Below are 18591 nucleotides of genomic sequence, written 5' to 3' on the forward strand. Positions count from 1 at the left end.
TGTCCTAGCGCCTGTCGTCGCGGCAGATCGGGATGTCCAGCGTGGCATTGCCGAACTCGGCCTGCTTGTCACGCGTCAGCTTGAGCGTCGCGACGATCAGGCCGGCCGCATTTTGCGGCGGCAAGGGCTGGGCGAGGGTGACGATGCGATCGATTTCGCTGCAATCCTGCGGCTTTACGGCATCTACCAGCGCGGGGGCGAGCAGCGAAACGAGCATCGGCCGGGTGAAATCAGATTGTAGCAGCGGCGCGATATCGGGGCCGGCGACACGCCCGAGCGCGGTGCGCGCAGCGGGCCACGCACGCTCGGCCTCGGCCTGATAGCGCGCGATGAAAGTGCCGTCAGTCTGGCGCAGCAGCGAGCCCGCCGGCACCCGCGCGGCACAGATCTGGCCGACCTGGCGAATCACCTCTGGCATCGCAACCAGCGCGATCGAGGTCGCTTCGGGCGTGGTGACGCACGGCGTCTGCGCCTGCGCGGCATTGGCCGAAAGCCCGGCGAGGGCCGCGAGCGCGGCGAGGGTCTTCTTGAACGTCATGGCAGTCTCACGGTGGCGATGGCGTGCGCCGCGATGCCCTCGCCACGGCCGGTGAAGCCGAGCCGCTCGGTCGTGGTCGCCTTGAAGCTGACCTGATCGGGGGCAAGCGCGAGAATGTCGGCGATGCGCGCGCGGATCGCCTCGCGGTGCGGGCCGATCTTGGGTGCTTCGCAGATCAGCGTGACGTCGACGAAATCGATCGTGCCGCCCTGCGCGGCGACGAGGCCGGCAGCGTGAGCGAGGAACTGGTCCGAGGCCGCGCCGCGCCATTTGGGATCGCTGGGCGGGAAGTGCATGCCGATGTCGCCGGCGGCAATCGTGCCCAGCACCGCATCGGTGATCGCGTGGAGCACGACGTCGGCGTCGCTATGCCCGCTCAGCCCCTTGTCATGCGGGATAAGCACGCCGCCGAGCCACAGCTCCTCGCCATCGACCAGGCGGTGGACGTCATATCCGCTGGCGCTGCGGGTGCGACCGCCGGCGAGGCGCTTTTCCGCGGCGGCGAGATCGGCGGGGTAGGTCAGCTTGTCGAGCATGGCATCTCCTGCGACTACCGCGACGGTGCCGCCATGGCGGCGGACCATCTGCGCATCGTCAGTGGCGTCCTCATCGTCGGGCCAGGCATGGTGGGCGGCCCGGATCGCGTCGTAGCGGAAGGCCTGCGGCGTCTGCACACGGACGAGGCCATCGCGCGGCACGGTTTCGCCGAGCAAATCCTCGACGCGCGCGAGCGTGTCAGCAACGGGGAGGGCAGGGATGGCGCCGTCATGGTGATCGAGCGCGTCGAGCAGCGAATCGATCACCGCTGCGGGAACGAACGGACGTGCGGCGTCGTGGATCAGCACGCGCGCGGGCGCCTCGCCGGCAAGTGTGTCAAGCCCGATCCGCGCCGAATCGCGCCGCAGCACGCCGCCGATCACGAAGCGCACGTCGCCCAGCGTGTCGTGCAGCGCCTGCTGCTGGCCGTCGGCGATCAGCACGATGACGTCATCGATTCGCGCGTGCGCGGCGAAGGCAGCGTAACTGTGCGCGACCACCGCCTTCCCGCCCAGGGGAAGGAACTGCTTGGGCGTCGAGCCCATGCGGTGGCCCTGGCCGGCGGCAACGATCAGCGCAACGGTGCGAGGTCTGGTCATCGCGCCCGCCTAGCGGAACGCGGCCAGCCTTGCCAGCGGGGCTTGTCTCGCGTAGAGGGCTGCCTAATTTTCAGGCATAACCATGACCAAGCTCGCGCCCATCCAGGTCGGCCCCGTGCGGATCGACAGCCCCGTGGTGCTCGCGCCGATGACCGGCGTGAGCGACATGCCGTTTCGCACGCTCGTGCGCCGTTACGGCTCGGGGCTCAACGTCACCGAAATGATCGCCAGCCAGGCCGCGATCCGCGAGACGCGGCAATCGCTGCAAAAGGCGGCGTGGCATCCGCTCGAAGAGCCGGTGTCGATGCAATTGGTCGGCTGCACGGCCTATGAGATGGGCGAAGCGGCAAAGCTCGCCGCCGATCGCGGCGCCGCGATCATCGACATCAACATGGGATGCCCGGTTCGCAAGATCGTCAACGGCTGGGCCGGATCTGCGCTGATGCGCGATCTCAAGCTCGCATCGGAGATCGTTGGCGCGGTCGTCAAAGCCGTCGACGTGCCGGTGACGCTCAAGATGCGCATGGGCTGGGATCATGCCAGCCTCAATGCGCCGGAGCTCGCCCGGATCGCCGAGGATATCGGCGTCAAGATGATTACCGTGCACGGCCGCACCCGGTGCCAGATGTACAAGGGATCGGCGGACTGGGCCTTTATCCGGCAGGTCAAGGATGCGGTGACGGTGCCGGTGATCGTCAACGGCGACATCTGCAGCATCGAGGATGCCGAAACCGCGCTCGCGCAATCGGGCGCGGATGGCGTCATGATCGGGCGCGGCGCCTATGGCCGCCCGTGGTTGCTCAACCAGTTGATGGTCTGGTTCGCCGAGGGGCGGCGGCTGCCTGATCCGAGTCTCGACGAACAATATCGCGTGATCGTAGACCATTACGACGCGATGCTCGACCATTATGGCATCGAGACCGGGGTCAACATGGCGCGCAAGCATATCGGCTGGTACACGCGCGGCCTGCACGGCTCGGCCGAGTTCCGCAATCGCGTCAACCAGGAGCCGGACGCGAAGGTGGTGAAGGCGATGCTCGCCGATTTCTATGCGCCCTGGCGCACCCGTGTCGCAGCCTGACCTCGAGAGCGGCGGACAGCCTGGTGCGGACGAGTGGCTCGCCGCGCTGCCCGTCGCCATTCTAACGATCGCGCCGGACGGGACGATTACGCGGGCGAATCCCGAAGCTGAGCAACTGCTCAACATGTCGGAACGCGCGATGACCGGCCAGCCGCTCCGGGCGGCACTGACGCCACCGGCCTTTGCCCAGCGCGACGGACAGGGGCTCGCCGCGTTCGATACCGATGTCGAAACCGCGCGCGCCGGCCGGTTGCGGCTCGATTATCTGGAGGCGCCGCTCGCCGATCGGCCGGGCTGGCGGACGATCACGCTCCACCACGCCGCGACGTCGCGACGCATCGGCGTCACCGCCGATCGCGCCACCGGCGCACGCGCGGCGATCGGGGCAGCGGCGATGCTGGCTCATGAGATCAAGAATCCGCTGTCAGGTATCCGCGGCGCGGCGCAACTGATCGCGACGGGGGGCGATCCCGGCGGCGACCTGACCCGATTGATCACCACCGAGGTCGACCGGATCGCCGCGCTGATCGACCGGATGCAGGATTTCACCGATACGCGGCCGCTGCAACCGCAGCCGGAGAACATCTATCCGTTGCTCGATCACGCCCGCCGCGTCGCGCTTGCGGGATTCGCTGCCGACATCACGATCGAGGAGCGGTTCGATCCGTCATTGCCGCCGGTATTGATCGACCGCGACGCCTTTCTGCAAGTGATCCTCAACCTGCTCAAAAATGCCTGCGAGGCCGTGCGGGGTGAGGAGGCACGGCAAGTCGTGCTCACCACTGCTTATCGGCATGGCATGGCGGTCAGCACCGCCGCAGGCGCGCCGCGACTGCCGCTGCCGATCGAATTGTGCGTGCTCGACAGCGGCCCCGGTGCACCGGCCGATATCGCCGAGCATCTGTTCGATCCGTTCGTGTCGGGCAAGCCGGAGGGGCAGGGGCTCGGCCTCGCGCTGGTCGACAAGCTGGTGCGCGACATGGGCGGGATCGTCCAATATGCGCGCGAAGGAGAGCCGGAGATGACCGTGTTCCGCCTACTGCTGCCAAGGGCGCCGCGATGAGCCGGGCCGGGCGCATCCTGGTGGTCGATGACGACGCCGCGATCCGCGCGGTGATCGGCCAGTCGCTGCGGCGCGCCGGGCACGAGGTGAAGGCGGTCGGCTCGCTCGCCGAGCTTGATCGCGCGTTCGCCGCAGGAGCACCCGACGTACTGGTGACCGATGTCGTGCTGCCCGACGGCAATGGCTTGGACATGGTTGCGGGCTTGGTCGCCGATCATCCGGGGCTCCCGGTAATCGTGCTATCCGCGCAGAATACGCTGACGACCGCGGTGCGCGCGACCGAAGTCGGCGCCTATGATTATCTCCCCAAGCCGTTCGATCTCGACGCGCTGACGCAGGCGGTGGCCGGCGCGCTGGCGCGCGGCGAGAGCGATAGCGTCGCGCCGATCGGCGAAGAGGATCGCGCGCTGCCGCTGATCGGCCGGTCACCGGCGATGCAGGAGGTCTATCGCGTCATCGCGCGGGTCGTGTCGAACGACCTGACCGTGCTGATCTCAGGCGAATCGGGCACCGGCAAGGAGCTCGTCGCGCGCGCGATCCACGATCTCGGGCCGCGGCGCCGCGCGCCGTTCGTCGCGATCAACATGGCCGCGATTCCGCGCGAGTTGATCGAAGCCGAACTGTTCGGCCACGAACGCGGCGCCTTCACCGGCGCGCAGGCCCGCACCGCCGGCCGGTTCGAGCAAGCGGCGGGCGGCACGCTGTTCCTCGATGAGATCGGCGACATGCCGATCGAGGCACAGACGCGATTGCTCCGCGTGCTGCAATCGGGCGAGTTCACCACGGTCGGCGGCGCGCGCGCGATTCGCGCCGACGTCCGCATCGTCGCCGCGACCAATCGCGACCTCGCCCGGCTTGTTGCCGACGGGCAATTTCGAGAAGATTTATTCTATCGCCTCAACGTCGTGCCGATCACGCTTCCAGCGCTGCGCGAGAGGCGACAGGACATGGCGCTGCTCGCGCGCCATTTCCTCGAACGCGCAGCCGAGGGCGGCCTGCCGAGCAAGCAGCTATCCGAAGGCGCCGTCGGCGTGCTCGCGCAGCACGATTGGCCGGGCAACGTCCGCGAGCTCGAGAATCTGATGCGCCGTTTGGCGGTGCTGAGCCGCGATGTGGTGATCACCGCTGCCGATATCGGTGGCGTGATTGGCGCGCCGACGCCCGAAACGGTCGTGCCGAGCGATGCCGGGATCGAACAGGCGGTGCGAACGCGGCTGGCGCGGATCGAGCGTGAGGAGCCCGACCGGCTCGACGACGGCACGCTCTACGATCGGCTGATCGCGGAAGTCGAACGCCCCCTGATCGAGGCGATGCTGGCGCGCCACGGCGGCAACCAGCTCCGAGCTGCCCGCGCGCTGGGGATTAACCGCAACACGTTGAGAAAACGGCTGGACACGCTGGGAATCGAGCCGCGCTGAGCGCCTCCAGCGACGAACCGAGCGCTGCAAACGTCCGATCGCACCATAATTGTGTTTTCTGTGCAACGCAGGCGTTGTATCGAAGCAACGATGGCTTTGGACGACCAGCCTGTCGAGGAACCACGCAAGCGGCGATGGCCGTCGCGCTGGTCGATCATCGAGATCGCGGTGGTTGCCGCCGCTGTGGCGATGGCGGCACTTACCTATGTCGTTCTAAGTAACAACAATGATACGCAGCGACTGCTGAGTCCTGGCATCGCCGCGCTGCTATTGCTTGGCGATCTGATCCCGGTCGTCGGCATTATCGTGATGATCGGGCGTCGCGTTGCCCGCCGCCGCGCTGCGCAGCTCAGCGGGACCGGGGGAGGGAAGCTCCATGTCCGGCTGGTGGCGATCTTCTCGCTGATCGCCAGCGTGCCGATCGTGCTCACCGTGATCGCCGCATCCGTGATGTTCCAGTCGGTCAACCAGTTCTGGGCGTCGAATCGTGCAGCCAACGCCTTCAATGCAACGATTTCGCTGGTCGAGGACGCTCAATATCAGTTCATCAAGCGTTGGACCGGGGAAGCGCGCCTGATGGCCAATGACATTGGCAATAACCGGGATCTTTATCCAATCGGCACCGCGAAGGGGCATCAATACCTCCTGTACGAAACTTACAATCGTAGTCTCAACCAGGCCGTATTGTTCAATTATGCCGGCAAGGACGGCGTCAACGTGGTTGATGTCTGGAACGCACCGGACGACAAAACCTTTTTCAGCCGCGTAACACCGGAGTTGCTCAAGACACTCCACAAGGATGAGAAGCCCTTCATCAATTACACGCCCGATACGGTGTGGGTCGTCACCAAGGTGCCGGATATCGACAGCCTCTACTTGTATGTCGGCACCGGCGTGGATGCAGGATTCCTCAATCGCCAGCATATGGCTGCAAGCGATGTCCTGCGAGATTTCAAATCGCTTCAGGGGCATTCGCACGCCCTCCAGCTACGGTTCAATGCGGCGTTGTTCGGGGTTGCCGTCCTCATCGTTGCGCTGACCATGTGGATCGCGCTGGTCGTCGCGGATCGCCTCGTTCGGCCCGTCAACCAACTCGCCGGCGCAGCGCGGCGTGTAGCGGAGGGCGATCTCGCGGTGCGTGTCCCCGAACCGACGACCGACGACGAGGTCGGCACACTCGGCGTCGCCTTCAACGCCATGACGCAACGCCTGGAAGCGCAGACCAGTGCGCTCGAAAATCGTCGCGCGCTGATCGAGGCGGTGATGTCGGGTGTGACGGCCGGCGTGATCTCGATCGACACGGCGCGCACGGTGCAACTGGTCAACAGCTCGGCGGCATCGATGCTCGGCGCGGAACGCGATCCGGTGGGGCAGCCGCTCGCCGCGGTGGCGCCGGAGCTCGATGCGATGCTCGACAGCGGGCAAAGCGAAGCGATCATCCAAGTCGCGGCCGAGGGCGAGCCGAAGACGCTCGCCGTCAAGGTGACGGGGGACGCGGCAGGGCAGGTGCTGACCTTCGACGACATCACCCAGCAATTGCTCGATCAGCGCCGCGCCGCTTGGTCGGACGTCGCGCGACGCATCGCGCACGAGATCAAGAACCCGCTGACCCCGATCCAGCTCGCCGCCGAGCGGCTGCAGCGCCGCTATGGCAAGCAGTTCGACGGGCAGGACGCGACCTTCAACCGACTCACCGAGACGATCGTCCGTCAGGTCGGCGACCTGCGCCGGATGGTCGACGAATTCTCCTCGTTCGCGCGGATGCCCAAGCCCGTGTTCCGTGAGGAATCGCTGGTCGATATCGGCCGACAGGCGCTGTTCCTGCACGAAGTCGCGCATCCCAACGTCAGTTTCCGCCTCGATTACGACGAGCCGGCGCCGATGCTGGTCTGCGATCGCCGCCAGATCGGCCAGGCATTGACCAACATCGTCAAGAACGCCGTCGAGGCGATCGAGGCGAAGGGCGAGGAAGCAAAAGGCGAGATCGTCATGACGCTGGCCGAGGATGATGCCAGCACGACGATCGTCGTCACCGACGATGGCGTCGGCCTGCCCAGCGAACGCAGCCGCTTGGTCGAACCCTATATGACGACGCGCGCGCGCGGCACCGGGTTGGGCCTCGCGATCGTCAAGAAGATCGCCGAGGAGCATTTCGGCGAGATCACCTTTGCCGATCGCCCCGGCGGCGGCACCATCGTCACCATGCGCTTCGATACGCGCATGCTCGCCGCGATCGATGCAAGCGGCGCCACCCCAGAGGCGAGCGCCGACGACGCGCCGTTGCCCGCACTCACCCGAAATCGGAATAATTGACCCATGGCTCTCGACATCCTCGTCGTCGATGACGAACTCGACATTCGCGAACTGGTCGCCGGCGTCCTCGAGGACGAAGGCTATGAGACGCGCGACGCGGCCGATAGCGACGCGGCGCTGGAAGCGATCGCCGCGCGGCGGCCGAGCCTGGTGCTGCTCGACGTCTGGCTGCAGGGGTCGCGCCTCGACGGGCTCGATCTGCTTGATGAAATCAAGCGCCGCGATCCCTCAATCCCGGTGCTGGTGATCTCCGGCCACGGCAACCTCGATACCGCGGTGGCGGCGATCCGGCGCGGTGCCGCCGATTTCATCGAGAAGCCGTTCGAAGCCGAACGGCTGCTGCTGATGGTCGACCGTGCGACCGAGACCGAGCGGCTGAAGCGTGAGGTCGAGTCGCTGCGCCAGAGCGCGGGGCGCGACACCGATCTCACCGGCTCGTCAGCCGCGATCAACGGAGTGCGCGCGACGCTGAAGCGCGTCGCTTCGACCGGCAGCCGGGTGATGATCGTAGGCGCGGCGGGCGTCGGCAAGGAAGTCGCGGCGCGGTTGCTCCACGGCTGGAGCCAGCGCGCGGCGGCGCCGTTCGTTATCGTCAGCGCGGCGCGGATGACGCCCGAGCGTGTCGAAGAGGAATTGTTCGGGGTGGAGGAGGGGGGGGACCTCGTGCGTCCCGGCCTGCTCGAACAGGCGCACGGCGGCACGTTGTTCCTTGACGAGATCGCCGATATGCCGGTGGCGACGCAGGCGCGCATCCTGCGCGTGCTGACCGATCAGAGCTTCACGCGCGTCGGCGGGCAGCGGACGGTGAAGGTCGACGTTCGCGTCGTCTCGGCGACGGCCCGCGATCTCATGACCGAAATCGCCGAGGGGCGCTTCCGCGAGGATCTGTATTACCGGCTCAACGTCGTGCCGGTGGATATTCCGCCGCTGTCGCAGCGCCGCGAGGACATTCCGCCGCTGGTCGAGCATTTCGTCGCGCATTACGCCGCCGAGCGCCGCGTGCCGACCCCGGAGATCGCGCCCGACGCGCTGGTCGCGCTGCAATCCTACGATTGGCCCGGCAACGTGCGGCAATTGCGCAACGTCGTGGAGCGTACCGTGATCCTGGCGCCGGGCGATCGCATCGGCCGGATCGACATCGACCTGCTGCCGGCCGAAGTGCTCGGCGATCAGGGCGAGGGCGGGGCGGGAACCAGCGCGATCATGGGCGCGCCGCTGCGCGAAGCGCGCGAAACCTTCGAGCGCGAATATCTGCGCGTGCAGATCCGGCGCTTCTCGGGCAATATCTCGCGCACCGCGACCTTCATCGGCATGGAGCGCTCCGCGCTGCACCGCAAGCTCAAGCTGCTCGGCATCACCGAAAACAAGACCGACGACTAAGCCGGTGGTGGACGGCGGCGCGCGCTGCCCCTAGATTGGCGCCATGCGTGCACGTCGCACGCCGTTCCGACGCCGGGAGCCGGCGCGATGCGGGCATATGACCCGCCAATAACAAGGACCTTTCGATGGCCGACAAGCAGACTTCGCTTCAGGATCTGTTCCTCAACGCGCTGCGCAAATCGAAGACGCCGGTGACGATGTTCCTCGTCAAGGGCGTCAAGCTCCAGGGAATTGTCACCTGGTTCGACAATTTCTCGGTGCTGCTACGCCGCGACGGACAATCGCAGCTGATCTACAAGCACGCCATCTCGACGATCATGCCGTCGGGCCAGATCGACGTGCACCAGATCGTCGAGCAGATGGGCGATTCGTCGAAGAAACAGCCCCTGTTGCAGGAGATCTTCCTCAACGCGGTGCGCAAGTCCGACGATAATGTCACCATGTTCCTGGTCAACGGCGTGATGCTGCAAGGGCAGATCGCCGCGTTCGACCTGTTCTGCATGCTGCTCCAGCGCGAGGGCTTCTCGCAACTCGTCTACAAGCATGCGGTGTCGACGATCCAGCCCGCTCATCCGCTGAATCTTGCTGATGAGACAAACAGTTCGGACGAGGATTGAGCACCGGCTTCGACCGCGACCGCGGTGAATTCACGCGCGGCGCCCGGGCGATCGTCGTCTATCCCGATCATGGCGATTCGAGCCGCGACGCCGAGGCGCGGCTGGAGGAAACGGCCGGGCTGGCGGCAGCGATCGGCGTGGTCGTCGCCGACAAGGTAGCACTGCGGGTGCGCAATCCCAAGCCGGCAACGCTGATCGGGTCGGGCCAGGTCGAAGCGCTCGCGGCAACTGTGCGGATGGAAGAAGCGGGGCTCGTCGTGTTCGACGCGAGCCTCACACCAGTGCAGCAACGCAACCTCGAAACCGCGCTCGAGGCCAAGGTGATCGACCGCACGGGGCTGATCCTCGAGATTTTCGGCGAGCGCGCGGCGACTGCCGAGGGCCGGTTGCAGGTAGAGCTGGCGCACCTCGATTACCAAGCGGGGCGGCTGGTGCGCAGTTGGACCCATCTCGAGCGCCAGCGCGGCGGCTTCGGCTTCCTGGGCGGCCCCGGCGAAACCCAGATCGAGGCCGACCGCCGGTTGATCCGCGACCGCATGGCGCGGTTGCGTCGTGAGCTCGATCAGGTCAAGCGCACACGGAGCCTGCACCGCGAGCGGCGCCAGCGCGCGCCCTGGCCGGTGATCGCGCTGGTCGGCTATACCAATGCCGGAAAATCGACGCTGTTCAACCGTTTGACCGGTGCCGACGTCATGGCAGAAAACCTGCTGTTCGCAACGCTCGACCCGACATTGCGGCAGATATCGCTGCCCGGCATAGACAAGGCGATCCTGTCCGACACGGTGGGGTTCGTATCGGAATTGCCGACGCAACTGGTCGCGGCGTTCAAGGCGACGCTGGAAGAAGTGGTCTCGGCCGACCTCTTGATCCACGTCCGCGATATCGCACACCCCGACAGCGAAGCCCAACGCGCCGACGTCGAGGCGGTGCTGACCGAGATCGGCGTCGAGGAAGCAACGCCGCGGATCGAGGCGTGGAACAAGCTCGACGCGCTCGATGACCAAGCGCGCGCGGAGGTGATTGAAGAGGCAGGGCGACGCAGTGACGTCGTCGCGGTATCGGCGCTGACCGGGGAGGGGATCGATCGGCTGGTGAGCACGGTCGCCGACAAGCTCACCGCCGGCCATCGCCGCTATCGCGTTACGCTCGACCCCGCCGACGGCGCCGGCGCCGCCTGGCTGCATCAGCATGGCGAGGTGCTCGACCAATCGGTCGAGGGCGATCGGGCGGTTTACGAGGTCCGGATGGCGCCGAGCGACCACGAACGGTTCATCACGCGATTCTCTCGGGCATAGGCTTTTTTGCCTTCATCCCGGACTGGTTTAGCAGCCCTTTTTCGCTTCAACCCACAACGCTTCCTTGGCATCGAGATCGAGCCCGGCGAAGGCATCGCCGGCTGATTGCTCCATGGCGCGGAAGCGGCGTTCGAATTTGGCGGTGGCGGCGCGGAGCGCGGTTTCGGGATCGATACCGAGCTTGCGCGACCAATTGACCATCGCGAACAGCAGGTCGCCGATCTCTTCCTCGCGATCGGCATCGGTGTCGGCGGTTTCGACTTCGGCGAGTTCCTCGTCGATCTTGGCGCGAGCGCCCGACGGATCGGGCCAGTCGAAGCCGGTGCGCGCGGCGCGTTTCTGCACCTTTTCGGCGCGCAAAAGCGCCGGCAGGCCGAGTGCGACGCCGTCCAGCGCGCTTGACGGCACATCGGGCTTGCCTTTGGCGGCGCGTTCCTCGGCCTTGATAACCTCCCACAGATGATGGCCGCCTTCGGCCCGGTCACCGAAGATATGCGGGTGGCGGCGCTCCATCTTGTCCGAGATCGCGGTGGCGACGTCGTCGAAGCCGAACAGCCCGGCTTCCTCGGCCATGCGCGCGTGGAACACGACCTGGAGCAGCAGATCGCCGAGTTCATCCTTGAGCTCTGCCATATCGCCGCGCGCGATCGCATCGGCGACTTCATAGGCTTCCTCGATCGTGTACGGCGCGATCGTTTCGAAGGTCTGGACGGTGTCCCATTCGCAGCCGTGATCGGGATCGCGCAGCCGCGCCATGACCGCGAGCAGGCGATCGATCGGGGAAGGTGGCGAAGTTGGCGCGGAAACCATGTCGATCAAAGTCCGATAATATACATTATGTAAAATTATGATGCGGGTTCGCCGGGGTCGAGGATCAGCGTGTCCCCCTCCACGCGCCAGCCTTTCAGCCGCGACAGGAAGTTCATGCCCAATATGTCGGTGTCGCCGAACGATGGCGAGACCACCGCCGAGAGATCGTGCGTCTCGATGCCGCCGATCCTGAGGTCGTCGATTGACGAGCGCGTTACCGCGACATCGCCATTGGCGGTCGACAGCATTGTGCCGAACGGGCTCTCGCCAAGGTCGAGCTTGGCCGCTTTGGCAGTATCGACGGAAATCGCGGTGATCGTCGCGCCGCTGTCGACCAGCATGCGGCGGCGCACGCCGTTGATCTCGGCGGTCGCCCAGAAATGGCCGTCATCGGATTTGGCAATGCGAACGACGCTGCCATCGACGCGCTGGCCGCCATCGGCGAGCGCGCCGGTCAGCGCCGACCATCCGGCAGCGATGCGATGCCGCCCGGCGACGATCAGCATCGCCACCGCGAAGATCGCCAGCCACGCCAGCGCCATCTTCGCCGCCTGGCCGATCGGTATCCGCCGCGCCGCCAGCGACGAGCCGACGAGCACGATCAGCAACACCATGTAGAGGACGTTGGCGGTGGTATTCGATGTCACAGCACGAACTCCTGGCCGTCATAGCCGGGCTCGACATGCGGCGGCAATTCAGCACGAAGCGTCTCGTAATCCATCGACTGATCCATGTGGATCAGCGCGGTATGACCGATATCGAGCTCGCCCGCCCAGCCGAGCACATCATCGAGCGTGGCGTGCGTGGGATGCGGCCGGCGGCGCAGCGCGTCGGCGATCCAGAGATCACAGCCCCGATAAAGCACCGTCATGGCCGGCGTCATCGTAGCGAAATCAGTTGCATAGCAAACGGACTTGCCAGCCGATTCGAAGCGCAGCCCGGCGCTGGTGATCGAGCCGTGCGGCTGATCGACGACGCGAATGCCGAGGTCGCCGATCGTCAGGTCATCGGGCAGCGTTTCGCCCGCGACGGTCGGCGGATAGCCGTCGCGGCCCCGGAACACGTAGCCAAACCGCTGTTCGAGCGACGCCAGCGTTGCCGGCCGCGCCATCCCGCGCACCGGGCCGCCCTTGATGTGGAAGATCTGGCGCAGATCGTCGATGCCGTGGCAGTGATCGGCATGGTCATGCGTCCAGACCACCGCGTCGATATCCGAGACGTTCGCGGCGAGCAATTGCTCGCGCATGTCGGGCGTGGTGTCGACGAGGACGCGCGCCGCCTCGGTCTCGACCAACAGCGAGACGCGGGTGCGGCGGTTGCGCGGGTTTGCCGGATCGCAGGCACCCCAATCGTTCCCGATCCGCGGCACCCCCGACGAGGTGCCCGAGCCGAGGATGCGGACCTTCACGCGGCGCGCGTCTTTGCGAAGAGCGTGTGGAAGTTACGCGCCGTAACATCCTGTAATTCATCGATATCATCGCCGCGCAGATCGGCGAGGAAGGCGGCGGTATCGGCCACGAAACTCGGTTCGCCGGTCTTACCGCGATGCGGCACCGGCGCGAGGAACGGCGCGTCGGTTTCGATCAACAGGCGCTCGATCGGCAATTTGGCGGCGGTGGCTTGCAAGTCGCGCGCGTTCTTGAACGTCACGATACCCGAGATCGAAATATAGAGGCCGAGATCGAGCGCGATGTCGGCGAAGGCCTGGCTCGCGGTGAAGCAGTGGATGACGCCGGGATAGGCCCCCTTCCCCATTTCCTCGCGTAGGATTTGCGCGGTGTCGTCCTCGGCATCGCGAGTGTGGACGACGATCGGCAGCCCGGTCTCGCGGGCGGCGGCGATATGGGCACGGAAGCTCGCTTGCTGGCGGGCGCGGTCGCTATGGTCGTAATAATAATCGAGGCCGCTTTCGCCGATGCCGACGACGCGCGGATGCTGCGCGCGCTCGACCAGCTTGGCGGTATCGACGTCCGGGTGCTGGTCGGCCTCGTGGGGGTGGATGCCGACGGTGGCCCAGACATCGGGTTCGCGCTCGGCAGTGGCGACGACGGCATCCCATTCGCTTTCGCGAGTCGAGATGTTGAGCATCGCCGTCACGCCGCGGGTGCGGGCGCGTTCAAGAACCGCTTGCTGTTCCTCGATCAAGCCTTTGTAATTCAGGTGACAATGGCTGTCGGCAAGCATCAGGCTGGCTCCTCCTCCGGCAGTTCGAGGCGCGGAAAGAGCGGGGTCGGCTGAGCCAGCTTGAACTCGCTTTCGGCGAGCGGCGAATACCAGTGGCTGACGATGCCGTCGAATGTGCGCAGCTCGGGCGCGATGCCCATCGTATCGAGCAAGGTGTCGGCGCTGGTCGGGATCACCGGGCGGATCGCGACGGCGAGCATCGCGATCGCGATGTAGAGCGTGGCGAGTACCGTCTCCATCCGCTCAGGATCGGTTTTCTTGAGCTTCCACGGCGCCTGCTCGTCGATATAGGCATTGCACGCGAACACGGCCTGCACCCAGGCTTCGGTCGCCTGGCTGAGCGCGAGATCGCGATAGGCGTGCGGGATGGTTTCGGTGACCGCCTTGCCGACAACATCGAACAGCGCGTTGTCGGCGTCATTATGGCCGTGAATCTCGGGCAGGCCGCCGCCGAGGTTCTTGAAGATCTGCGTTAGCGTGCGCTGAGCAAGGTTGCCGAAGCTGTTGGCGAGATCGGCATTCGCCCTTGTTACAATAGCTTCGGCCGAGAAGCTGCCGTCGTTTCCGAAACTGATGTCGCGTAGCAGGAAATAGCGCAGCGCGTCGACGCCGAAGCGGTCGGCGAGCTCGACGGGGTCGACGATGTTGCCGGTCGATTTCGACATTTTCTCGCCGCGGTTGAGCACGAATCCGTGGCCGAAAGTTTGCAGCGGCAGTTCGATGTTGGCGGACATCAGGAAGGCCGGCCAGTAGACCGTGTGGAAGCGGACGATATCCTTCCCGATTAAATGGAGATTTGCCGGCCAGTAGCGCGCGAAGTCGCCGCCAACATCGGGGTAGCCGAGGCCGCTGATGTAATTGGTCAGCGCATCGACCCAGACGTACATGACATGGCCGGGGCTGCCGGGCACGGGGACGCCCCAATCGAAACTGGTCCGCGAGACCGAGAGGTCCGACAGCCCGCCCTCGACGAAGCGGAGGATTTCGTTGCGGCGGCTCTCGGGCTGGATGAACTCGGGATGCGCGGCGTAATGGTCGAGCAGTTTCTGCTGGTATTTGGAGAGGCGGAAGAACCAGGTTTCCTCGGCGGTCCATTCGACCGGCGTGCCGTTGGGCGAGAGCTTGCCCCCCTCCCCGTCGACCAGTTCCTTCTCGTCGTAAAACGCCTCGTCGCGGACCGAATACCAGCCCTCGTAGCGATCGAGATAGAGGTCGCCGGCGGCCTCCATCGCCTTCCACAGCGCCTGGCTGGCGGCGTGGTGATCGGGCTCGACGGTGCGGATGAAGCGATCGTAGGAGATGTTGAGCTTCGCCGCCATCGCCTGGAAATGGCCGGACATTTCATCGGCCAGCGCGCGCACCTCAACGCCGCGGGCGCGCGCGGTCTGGACCATTTTCAGGCCGTGCTCGTCGGTGCCGGTCTGGAAGCGCACGTCGCGCCCCGCCTGGCGGTGAAAGCGCGCAATCGCGTCGGCGGCGATCGCCTCATAGGCATGGCCGATATGCGGGCGGCCATTGGGATAATTGATCGCGGTGGTGATGTAGAAGGGCTCGGCCATGCGCGCCGCTTAGCCGATTGGCGGGCGGGGGCAAAGGGGATCGCGAACGAGGCTCAGTTTGACGGTGGCGTCATTGTCCAAGTCGTCGTGAAATCCGGGTCATTTACGACATCGCCAGTACCCTTCAGATGATACGATCCCGGTTTGGCGGGGAAAAAGGCTCGCAGATCCGGTGGTAAGCGGAACTGTTCTCCAGTTCTGCTGCCTTCCAACCGTAACGTGATGCCGTCGCTCTGATCGACGTTAACGACAGTTCCAAAGAACTGATCCAGCCGATCTCCGCCAGGTTCCTTGTACGTAATGCCGACGAGGACGACCGAGCCGTCCAATCGATTAGCTGCCTGCTGATCCCATCTCGGCGTGTCTTCGCTCATTCCTTCCCCCCTATACATCGCACCGCTAAGCCAGTCGCGCCACCAACCCCGCCATCTCATACACGCTTGCGCGCTGGTCGAGCGACAGGCCGCGGGCGCTGGCGGCGAGCGCGCGGGCCGCTTCGTGGGCGTCGAGGGCGGTGCGCAGGGCCTCCCCTGCCCGCGTCGTCGCGGCTTCGGCGATGAAGGCGGGGGCGCGGTCGAGAAAGGCTTCGTAGCGTTGTTGCTGGGCCTTGAGGGCCAGGCTCTTCGCCAGCGCGGAGCGTTCGGCGTTGGTCGGATCGCCGGTGGTGGCGATCGTTTGCAGCGCCTTGTCCATGCCGGCGATGTCGAGGCCGGCGAAATCGAGCGCGCGGCCGAGCGAGCCCTTGGCGCCGGTGACGATCGCGGCGATTTCCTCGTGCGGGGCATCGGGCATGCGGCGGGCGAGTTCGTCGGCGAGGAGGTGGGGCGGGAGCGGCTCGAAACGCAGGATGCGGCAGCGCGAGCGGATCGTCGGCAGCAGGCGGCCGGGGGCGTGGCTGACGAGCAGGAAGATGGTGCCGGCGGGCGGCTCCTCGAGGTTCTTCAAGAGCGCGTTGGCGGCGGCGCGTTCGAGGTCGTCGATCGCGTCGATGATGACGACGCGGCGCGGCGACAGCGAGGGGGTGGTCGCGAACAAAGGCTGCAGCGCGCGGACCTGCGCGATCGGGATCGAGCGGGCGAGGTCCTGGTCGGGCTTGTCGGGGTCTTTCGGCAGGCGGGCGAGGACGCGGTAATCGGGGTGCGAGCCAGCCTCGATCAGCGAGCGGGTGCGGGTGCCTTCGGGGACGACGAGATCGGGCGATGACGGGAGTTCGCCTGCCGCTTCCGCAAGCATTCGCATCGCCGCCATCCGCGCGAAACTGCCCTTCCCCACGCCTTGCGGGCCGGCGAAGAGCCAGGCGTGATGGAGCGAGCCGCCGTGCATCGCGGCGAGAAATGCTTGTTGCGCCCGCTGGTTGCCGATCGGTGACGTCATGGCAGCAGATCGGCGAGGCTCGCCAACAGGCGCTCGGTCACCACTTGCGGAGCGCCGGTGGCATCGATCAGGCGGATGCGGCCGGGCTCGTCGGCGGCGAAGCGACGGAAGGCTTGCGCGACGTCCTGGTGAAAGCCCTCTCCGCGCGCGGCGAAGCGGTCGGCGGCGGCGCCGTCGCGGCCGGCGGCACGCTCGGCGCCCTCCGCCACCCCCATTTCGAGCACGAAGGTGCGATCAGGCAGCAGCCCGCGCGAGCCGAAGCCGTGCAGGGCAAGGATCGCGGCGTCGTCTATCCCGCCGGCGAGCCCCTGATAGGCGCGGCTCGAATCGATGAAGCGGTCGCAGATCACCCATGTCCCCGCGCCGATCGCGGGATTGATGCGCTTTTCGACATGGTCGGCGCGCGCCGCGGCGAACAGCAGCGCCTCGGCATGCGGGCTCCAGCGCGTCACCTCGCCCTGCATCAGCAGCGCGCGGATCGCCTCGGCCCCCTCGCTGCCGCCGGGCTCGCGGGTGACGAGCGTCTCGATCCCGCGTTCGCCGAGCGCGGCGGCGAGACGTGTCGCCTGGGTCGACTTGCCCGCCCCTTCCCCGCCTTCGAGCGAGATGAAGCGGCCCGGCGTCACAGCCCCGAACTCACAGCAGCGTCAGCAGGCCATTCCACGCGCGGCGGAAGAAGCCGGCCTTGCCGACGTCCTTGGCGGCGACCAGCGGCATGGTCTGTGCGCCGCTGTCGGGCGTGGTGACGACGATATCGGCAATGTGCTGGCCGGCCTTGATCGGCGCCTGGATCGGGCCCTGATAAACCACCTTGATCTGCATGTCCGGGTTCGAGCCCGCCGGGATCGACACCGCGATATCCTGCGGCGCGACGAGGCCGACCGTGGTCGAATCGCCGCCCTGCACGTCGGCCTGCTCGACCACCTTGCCCTTGGGCGCGAGCGTCTTGTCCTGCCAGGCGTGGAACCCCCAGTTCATGAACGCGACTGATTGCTGGATGCGCTGGTTGAAGCTGGTCATCCCGCCCATCATCATCACGATGCGGCGACCGTTCTGTTCGGCCGAGCCGGTGACGCTGTAGCCGGCTTCCTCGGTATGGCCGGTCTTGAGCCCGTCGGCGCCCGGCACGCGGCCGAGCAGCGGATCGCGGTTCGCCTGGGTGATGGCGTTGCCGCCCATCGTCTGGCCCCAGGTGAAATCGGGCTTGGCATAGAATTGCTTGTAGAGATCCGGGAAGTCGCGGATCGTCGCCTCGGCGAGCTTGACCATGTCGCGCGCGGTGACGTGGGTCACGCCATTGTCCGGCCAGCCATTGGCGGTGCCGAAATAGCTGCCGGTGAGGCCGAGCTTCTTGGCATTCTCGTTCATCCGCTGGACGAACGCCGCTTCGGTGCCCGAAACGCCGTCGGCAAGCGCGATACAGGCGTCGTTGCCTGACAGGGTGATGATGCCGAGCAACAGGTTGGCGACGCTGACCTCCTCGCCCGAGGAAAGGAACATGGTCGAGCCCTGGCTGTGCCACTGCTTCCAGGCATCGGGCTGGAACGTCACCTTCTGATCGAGCTTGACGTCGCCGCGCTTGATCATGTCGAACACGGTATAGACCGTCATCATCTTGGCGAGCGAGGCCGGCGGGATCTGCTGATCCGGGTTCTTGGCATAAAGCACCGCGCCGGTGTTCATATCCTGCATGAAGGCGACCGTCGCCGGCGTATCGAACGGCGGCGCCTCGGCCAGCGTGGGCGTGGCGATCAGCGCGGCGAACAGGGGGGCGGCAATAACGATCTTCATGGGATTACGACTCGGCTCCGTACGCTGGAGGG

Annotated in this window: 17 protein-coding genes and 1 pseudogene; 7 read left to right on the top strand and 11 right to left on the bottom strand. The window is 66.2% G+C overall.

Translation table 11 applies throughout. The annotated features are described in order from the left end of the window. Positions 1-4 precede the first annotated feature (4 nt). Positions 5-538: a hypothetical protein gene (locus K7G81_RS07095; RefSeq protein ID WP_223030024.1), complete on the bottom strand. Its 534-nt coding sequence runs from the start codon at positions 536-538 to the stop codon at positions 5-7. Next, positions 535-1674, bottom strand: a complete 1140-nt coding sequence (locus tag K7G81_RS07100) for a bifunctional 2-C-methyl-D-erythritol 4-phosphate cytidylyltransferase/2-C-methyl-D-erythritol 2,4-cyclodiphosphate synthase (protein WP_223030025.1) — start codon at positions 1672-1674, stop codon at positions 535-537. The genes K7G81_RS07095 and K7G81_RS07100 overlap by 4 nt, the downstream gene beginning before the upstream one ends. A gap of 82 nt (positions 1675-1756) precedes the next feature. Here K7G81_RS07100 and dusB point away from each other — a divergent pair, with 82 nt between their 5' ends. The 7 genes and pseudogenes from dusB to hflX all read left to right on the top strand — a co-directional run bounded on the left by dusB (position 1757) and on the right by hflX (position 10841). Further along, positions 1757-2755, top strand: a complete 999-nt coding sequence (dusB, locus tag K7G81_RS07105) for a tRNA dihydrouridine synthase DusB (protein ID WP_223030026.1) — start codon at positions 1757-1759, stop codon at positions 2753-2755. Continuing rightward, positions 2724-3818 carry a two-component system sensor histidine kinase NtrB gene (locus K7G81_RS07110; protein WP_223030027.1) on the top strand — a complete coding sequence of 365 codons (1095 nt, stop codon included), beginning with the start codon at positions 2724-2726 and terminating at the stop codon, positions 3816-3818. Before dusB ends, K7G81_RS07110 begins: the two co-directional genes overlap by 32 nt. After that, positions 3815-5236 carry a nitrogen regulation protein NR(I) gene (ntrC, locus tag K7G81_RS07115; protein ID WP_223030028.1) on the top strand — a complete coding sequence of 474 codons (1422 nt, stop codon included), beginning with the start codon at positions 3815-3817 and terminating at the stop codon, positions 5234-5236. Before K7G81_RS07110 ends, ntrC begins: the two co-directional genes overlap by 4 nt. Positions 5237-5326: 90 nt before the next feature. Next, positions 5327-7549 carry a sensor histidine kinase NtrY-like gene (locus K7G81_RS07120; RefSeq protein ID WP_223030029.1) on the top strand — a complete coding sequence of 741 codons (2223 nt, stop codon included), beginning with the start codon at positions 5327-5329 and terminating at the stop codon, positions 7547-7549. Between the two features lie 3 nt (positions 7550-7552). Then, a complete protein-coding gene (ntrX, locus tag K7G81_RS07125) occupies positions 7553-8929 on the top strand; it encodes a nitrogen assimilation response regulator NtrX (RefSeq protein ID WP_223030030.1) in 1377 nt (458 codons plus the stop codon). A 122-nt stretch (positions 8930-9051) separates the two neighbouring features. Then, a pseudogene (gene hfq / locus K7G81_RS07130) lies at positions 9052-9546 on the top strand (RNA chaperone Hfq); the annotation flags it as partial. Further along, positions 9543-10841: a GTPase HflX gene (gene hflX, locus K7G81_RS07135; RefSeq protein WP_223030032.1), complete on the top strand. Its 1299-nt coding sequence runs from the start codon at positions 9543-9545 to the stop codon at positions 10839-10841. The pseudogene hfq and the gene hflX, both read left to right, overlap by 4 nt. 27 nt (positions 10842-10868) lie before the next feature. On the opposite strand, the gene mazG is transcribed toward hflX, so the two are convergent. The 9 genes from mazG to K7G81_RS07180 are packed head-to-tail and all read right to left on the bottom strand — an operon-like array spanning position 10869 to position 18559. Next, entirely contained in the window at positions 10869-11651 is a 783-nt protein-coding gene (gene mazG / locus K7G81_RS07140; protein ID WP_223030033.1) for a nucleoside triphosphate pyrophosphohydrolase, read from the bottom strand. Positions 11652-11686: 35 nt separating this feature from the next. Continuing rightward, positions 11687-12298, bottom strand: coding sequence for a retropepsin-like aspartic protease family protein (locus K7G81_RS07145; RefSeq protein ID WP_369412051.1), 612 nt, complete (start codon positions 12296-12298; stop codon positions 11687-11689). Continuing rightward, positions 12295-13059 carry an MBL fold metallo-hydrolase gene (locus K7G81_RS07150; RefSeq protein WP_223030034.1) on the bottom strand — a complete coding sequence of 255 codons (765 nt, stop codon included), beginning with the start codon at positions 13057-13059 and terminating at the stop codon, positions 12295-12297. The genes K7G81_RS07145 and K7G81_RS07150 overlap by 4 nt, the downstream gene beginning before the upstream one ends. Further along, the gene (locus K7G81_RS07155) at positions 13056-13835 is read right to left on the bottom strand and encodes a TatD family hydrolase (protein ID WP_223030035.1); all 780 of its coding nucleotides are present in this window, start codon (positions 13833-13835) and stop codon (positions 13056-13058) included. The genes K7G81_RS07150 and K7G81_RS07155 overlap by 4 nt, the downstream gene beginning before the upstream one ends. Beyond that, the gene (metG, locus tag K7G81_RS07160) at positions 13835-15394 is read right to left on the bottom strand and encodes a methionine--tRNA ligase (RefSeq protein WP_223030036.1); all 1560 of its coding nucleotides are present in this window, start codon (positions 15392-15394) and stop codon (positions 13835-13837) included. The genes K7G81_RS07155 and metG overlap by 1 nt, the downstream gene beginning before the upstream one ends. 53 nt (positions 15395-15447) lie before the next feature. Next, positions 15448-15768, bottom strand: a complete 321-nt coding sequence (locus tag K7G81_RS07165) for a hypothetical protein (RefSeq protein WP_223030037.1) — start codon at positions 15766-15768, stop codon at positions 15448-15450. A 25-nt stretch (positions 15769-15793) separates the two neighbouring features. Beyond that, the gene (locus K7G81_RS07170) at positions 15794-16768 is read right to left on the bottom strand and encodes a DNA polymerase III delta subunit-related protein (RefSeq protein WP_223030038.1); all 975 of its coding nucleotides are present in this window, start codon (positions 16766-16768) and stop codon (positions 15794-15796) included. Continuing rightward, the gene (gene tmk, locus K7G81_RS07175) at positions 16765-17394 is read right to left on the bottom strand and encodes a dTMP kinase (RefSeq protein WP_223030039.1); all 630 of its coding nucleotides are present in this window, start codon (positions 17392-17394) and stop codon (positions 16765-16767) included. The genes K7G81_RS07170 and tmk overlap by 4 nt, the downstream gene beginning before the upstream one ends. Before the next feature lie 10 nt (positions 17395-17404). Beyond that, entirely contained in the window at positions 17405-18559 is a 1155-nt protein-coding gene (locus tag K7G81_RS07180; RefSeq protein ID WP_223030040.1) for a D-alanyl-D-alanine carboxypeptidase family protein, read from the bottom strand. Positions 18560-18591: the final 32 nt, after the last annotated feature.

The sequence above is a fragment of the Hephaestia mangrovi genome, assembly GCF_019880555.1.
Taxonomy (GTDB): Bacteria; Pseudomonadota; Alphaproteobacteria; order Sphingomonadales; family Sphingomonadaceae; genus Sphingomonas; species Sphingomonas mangrovi.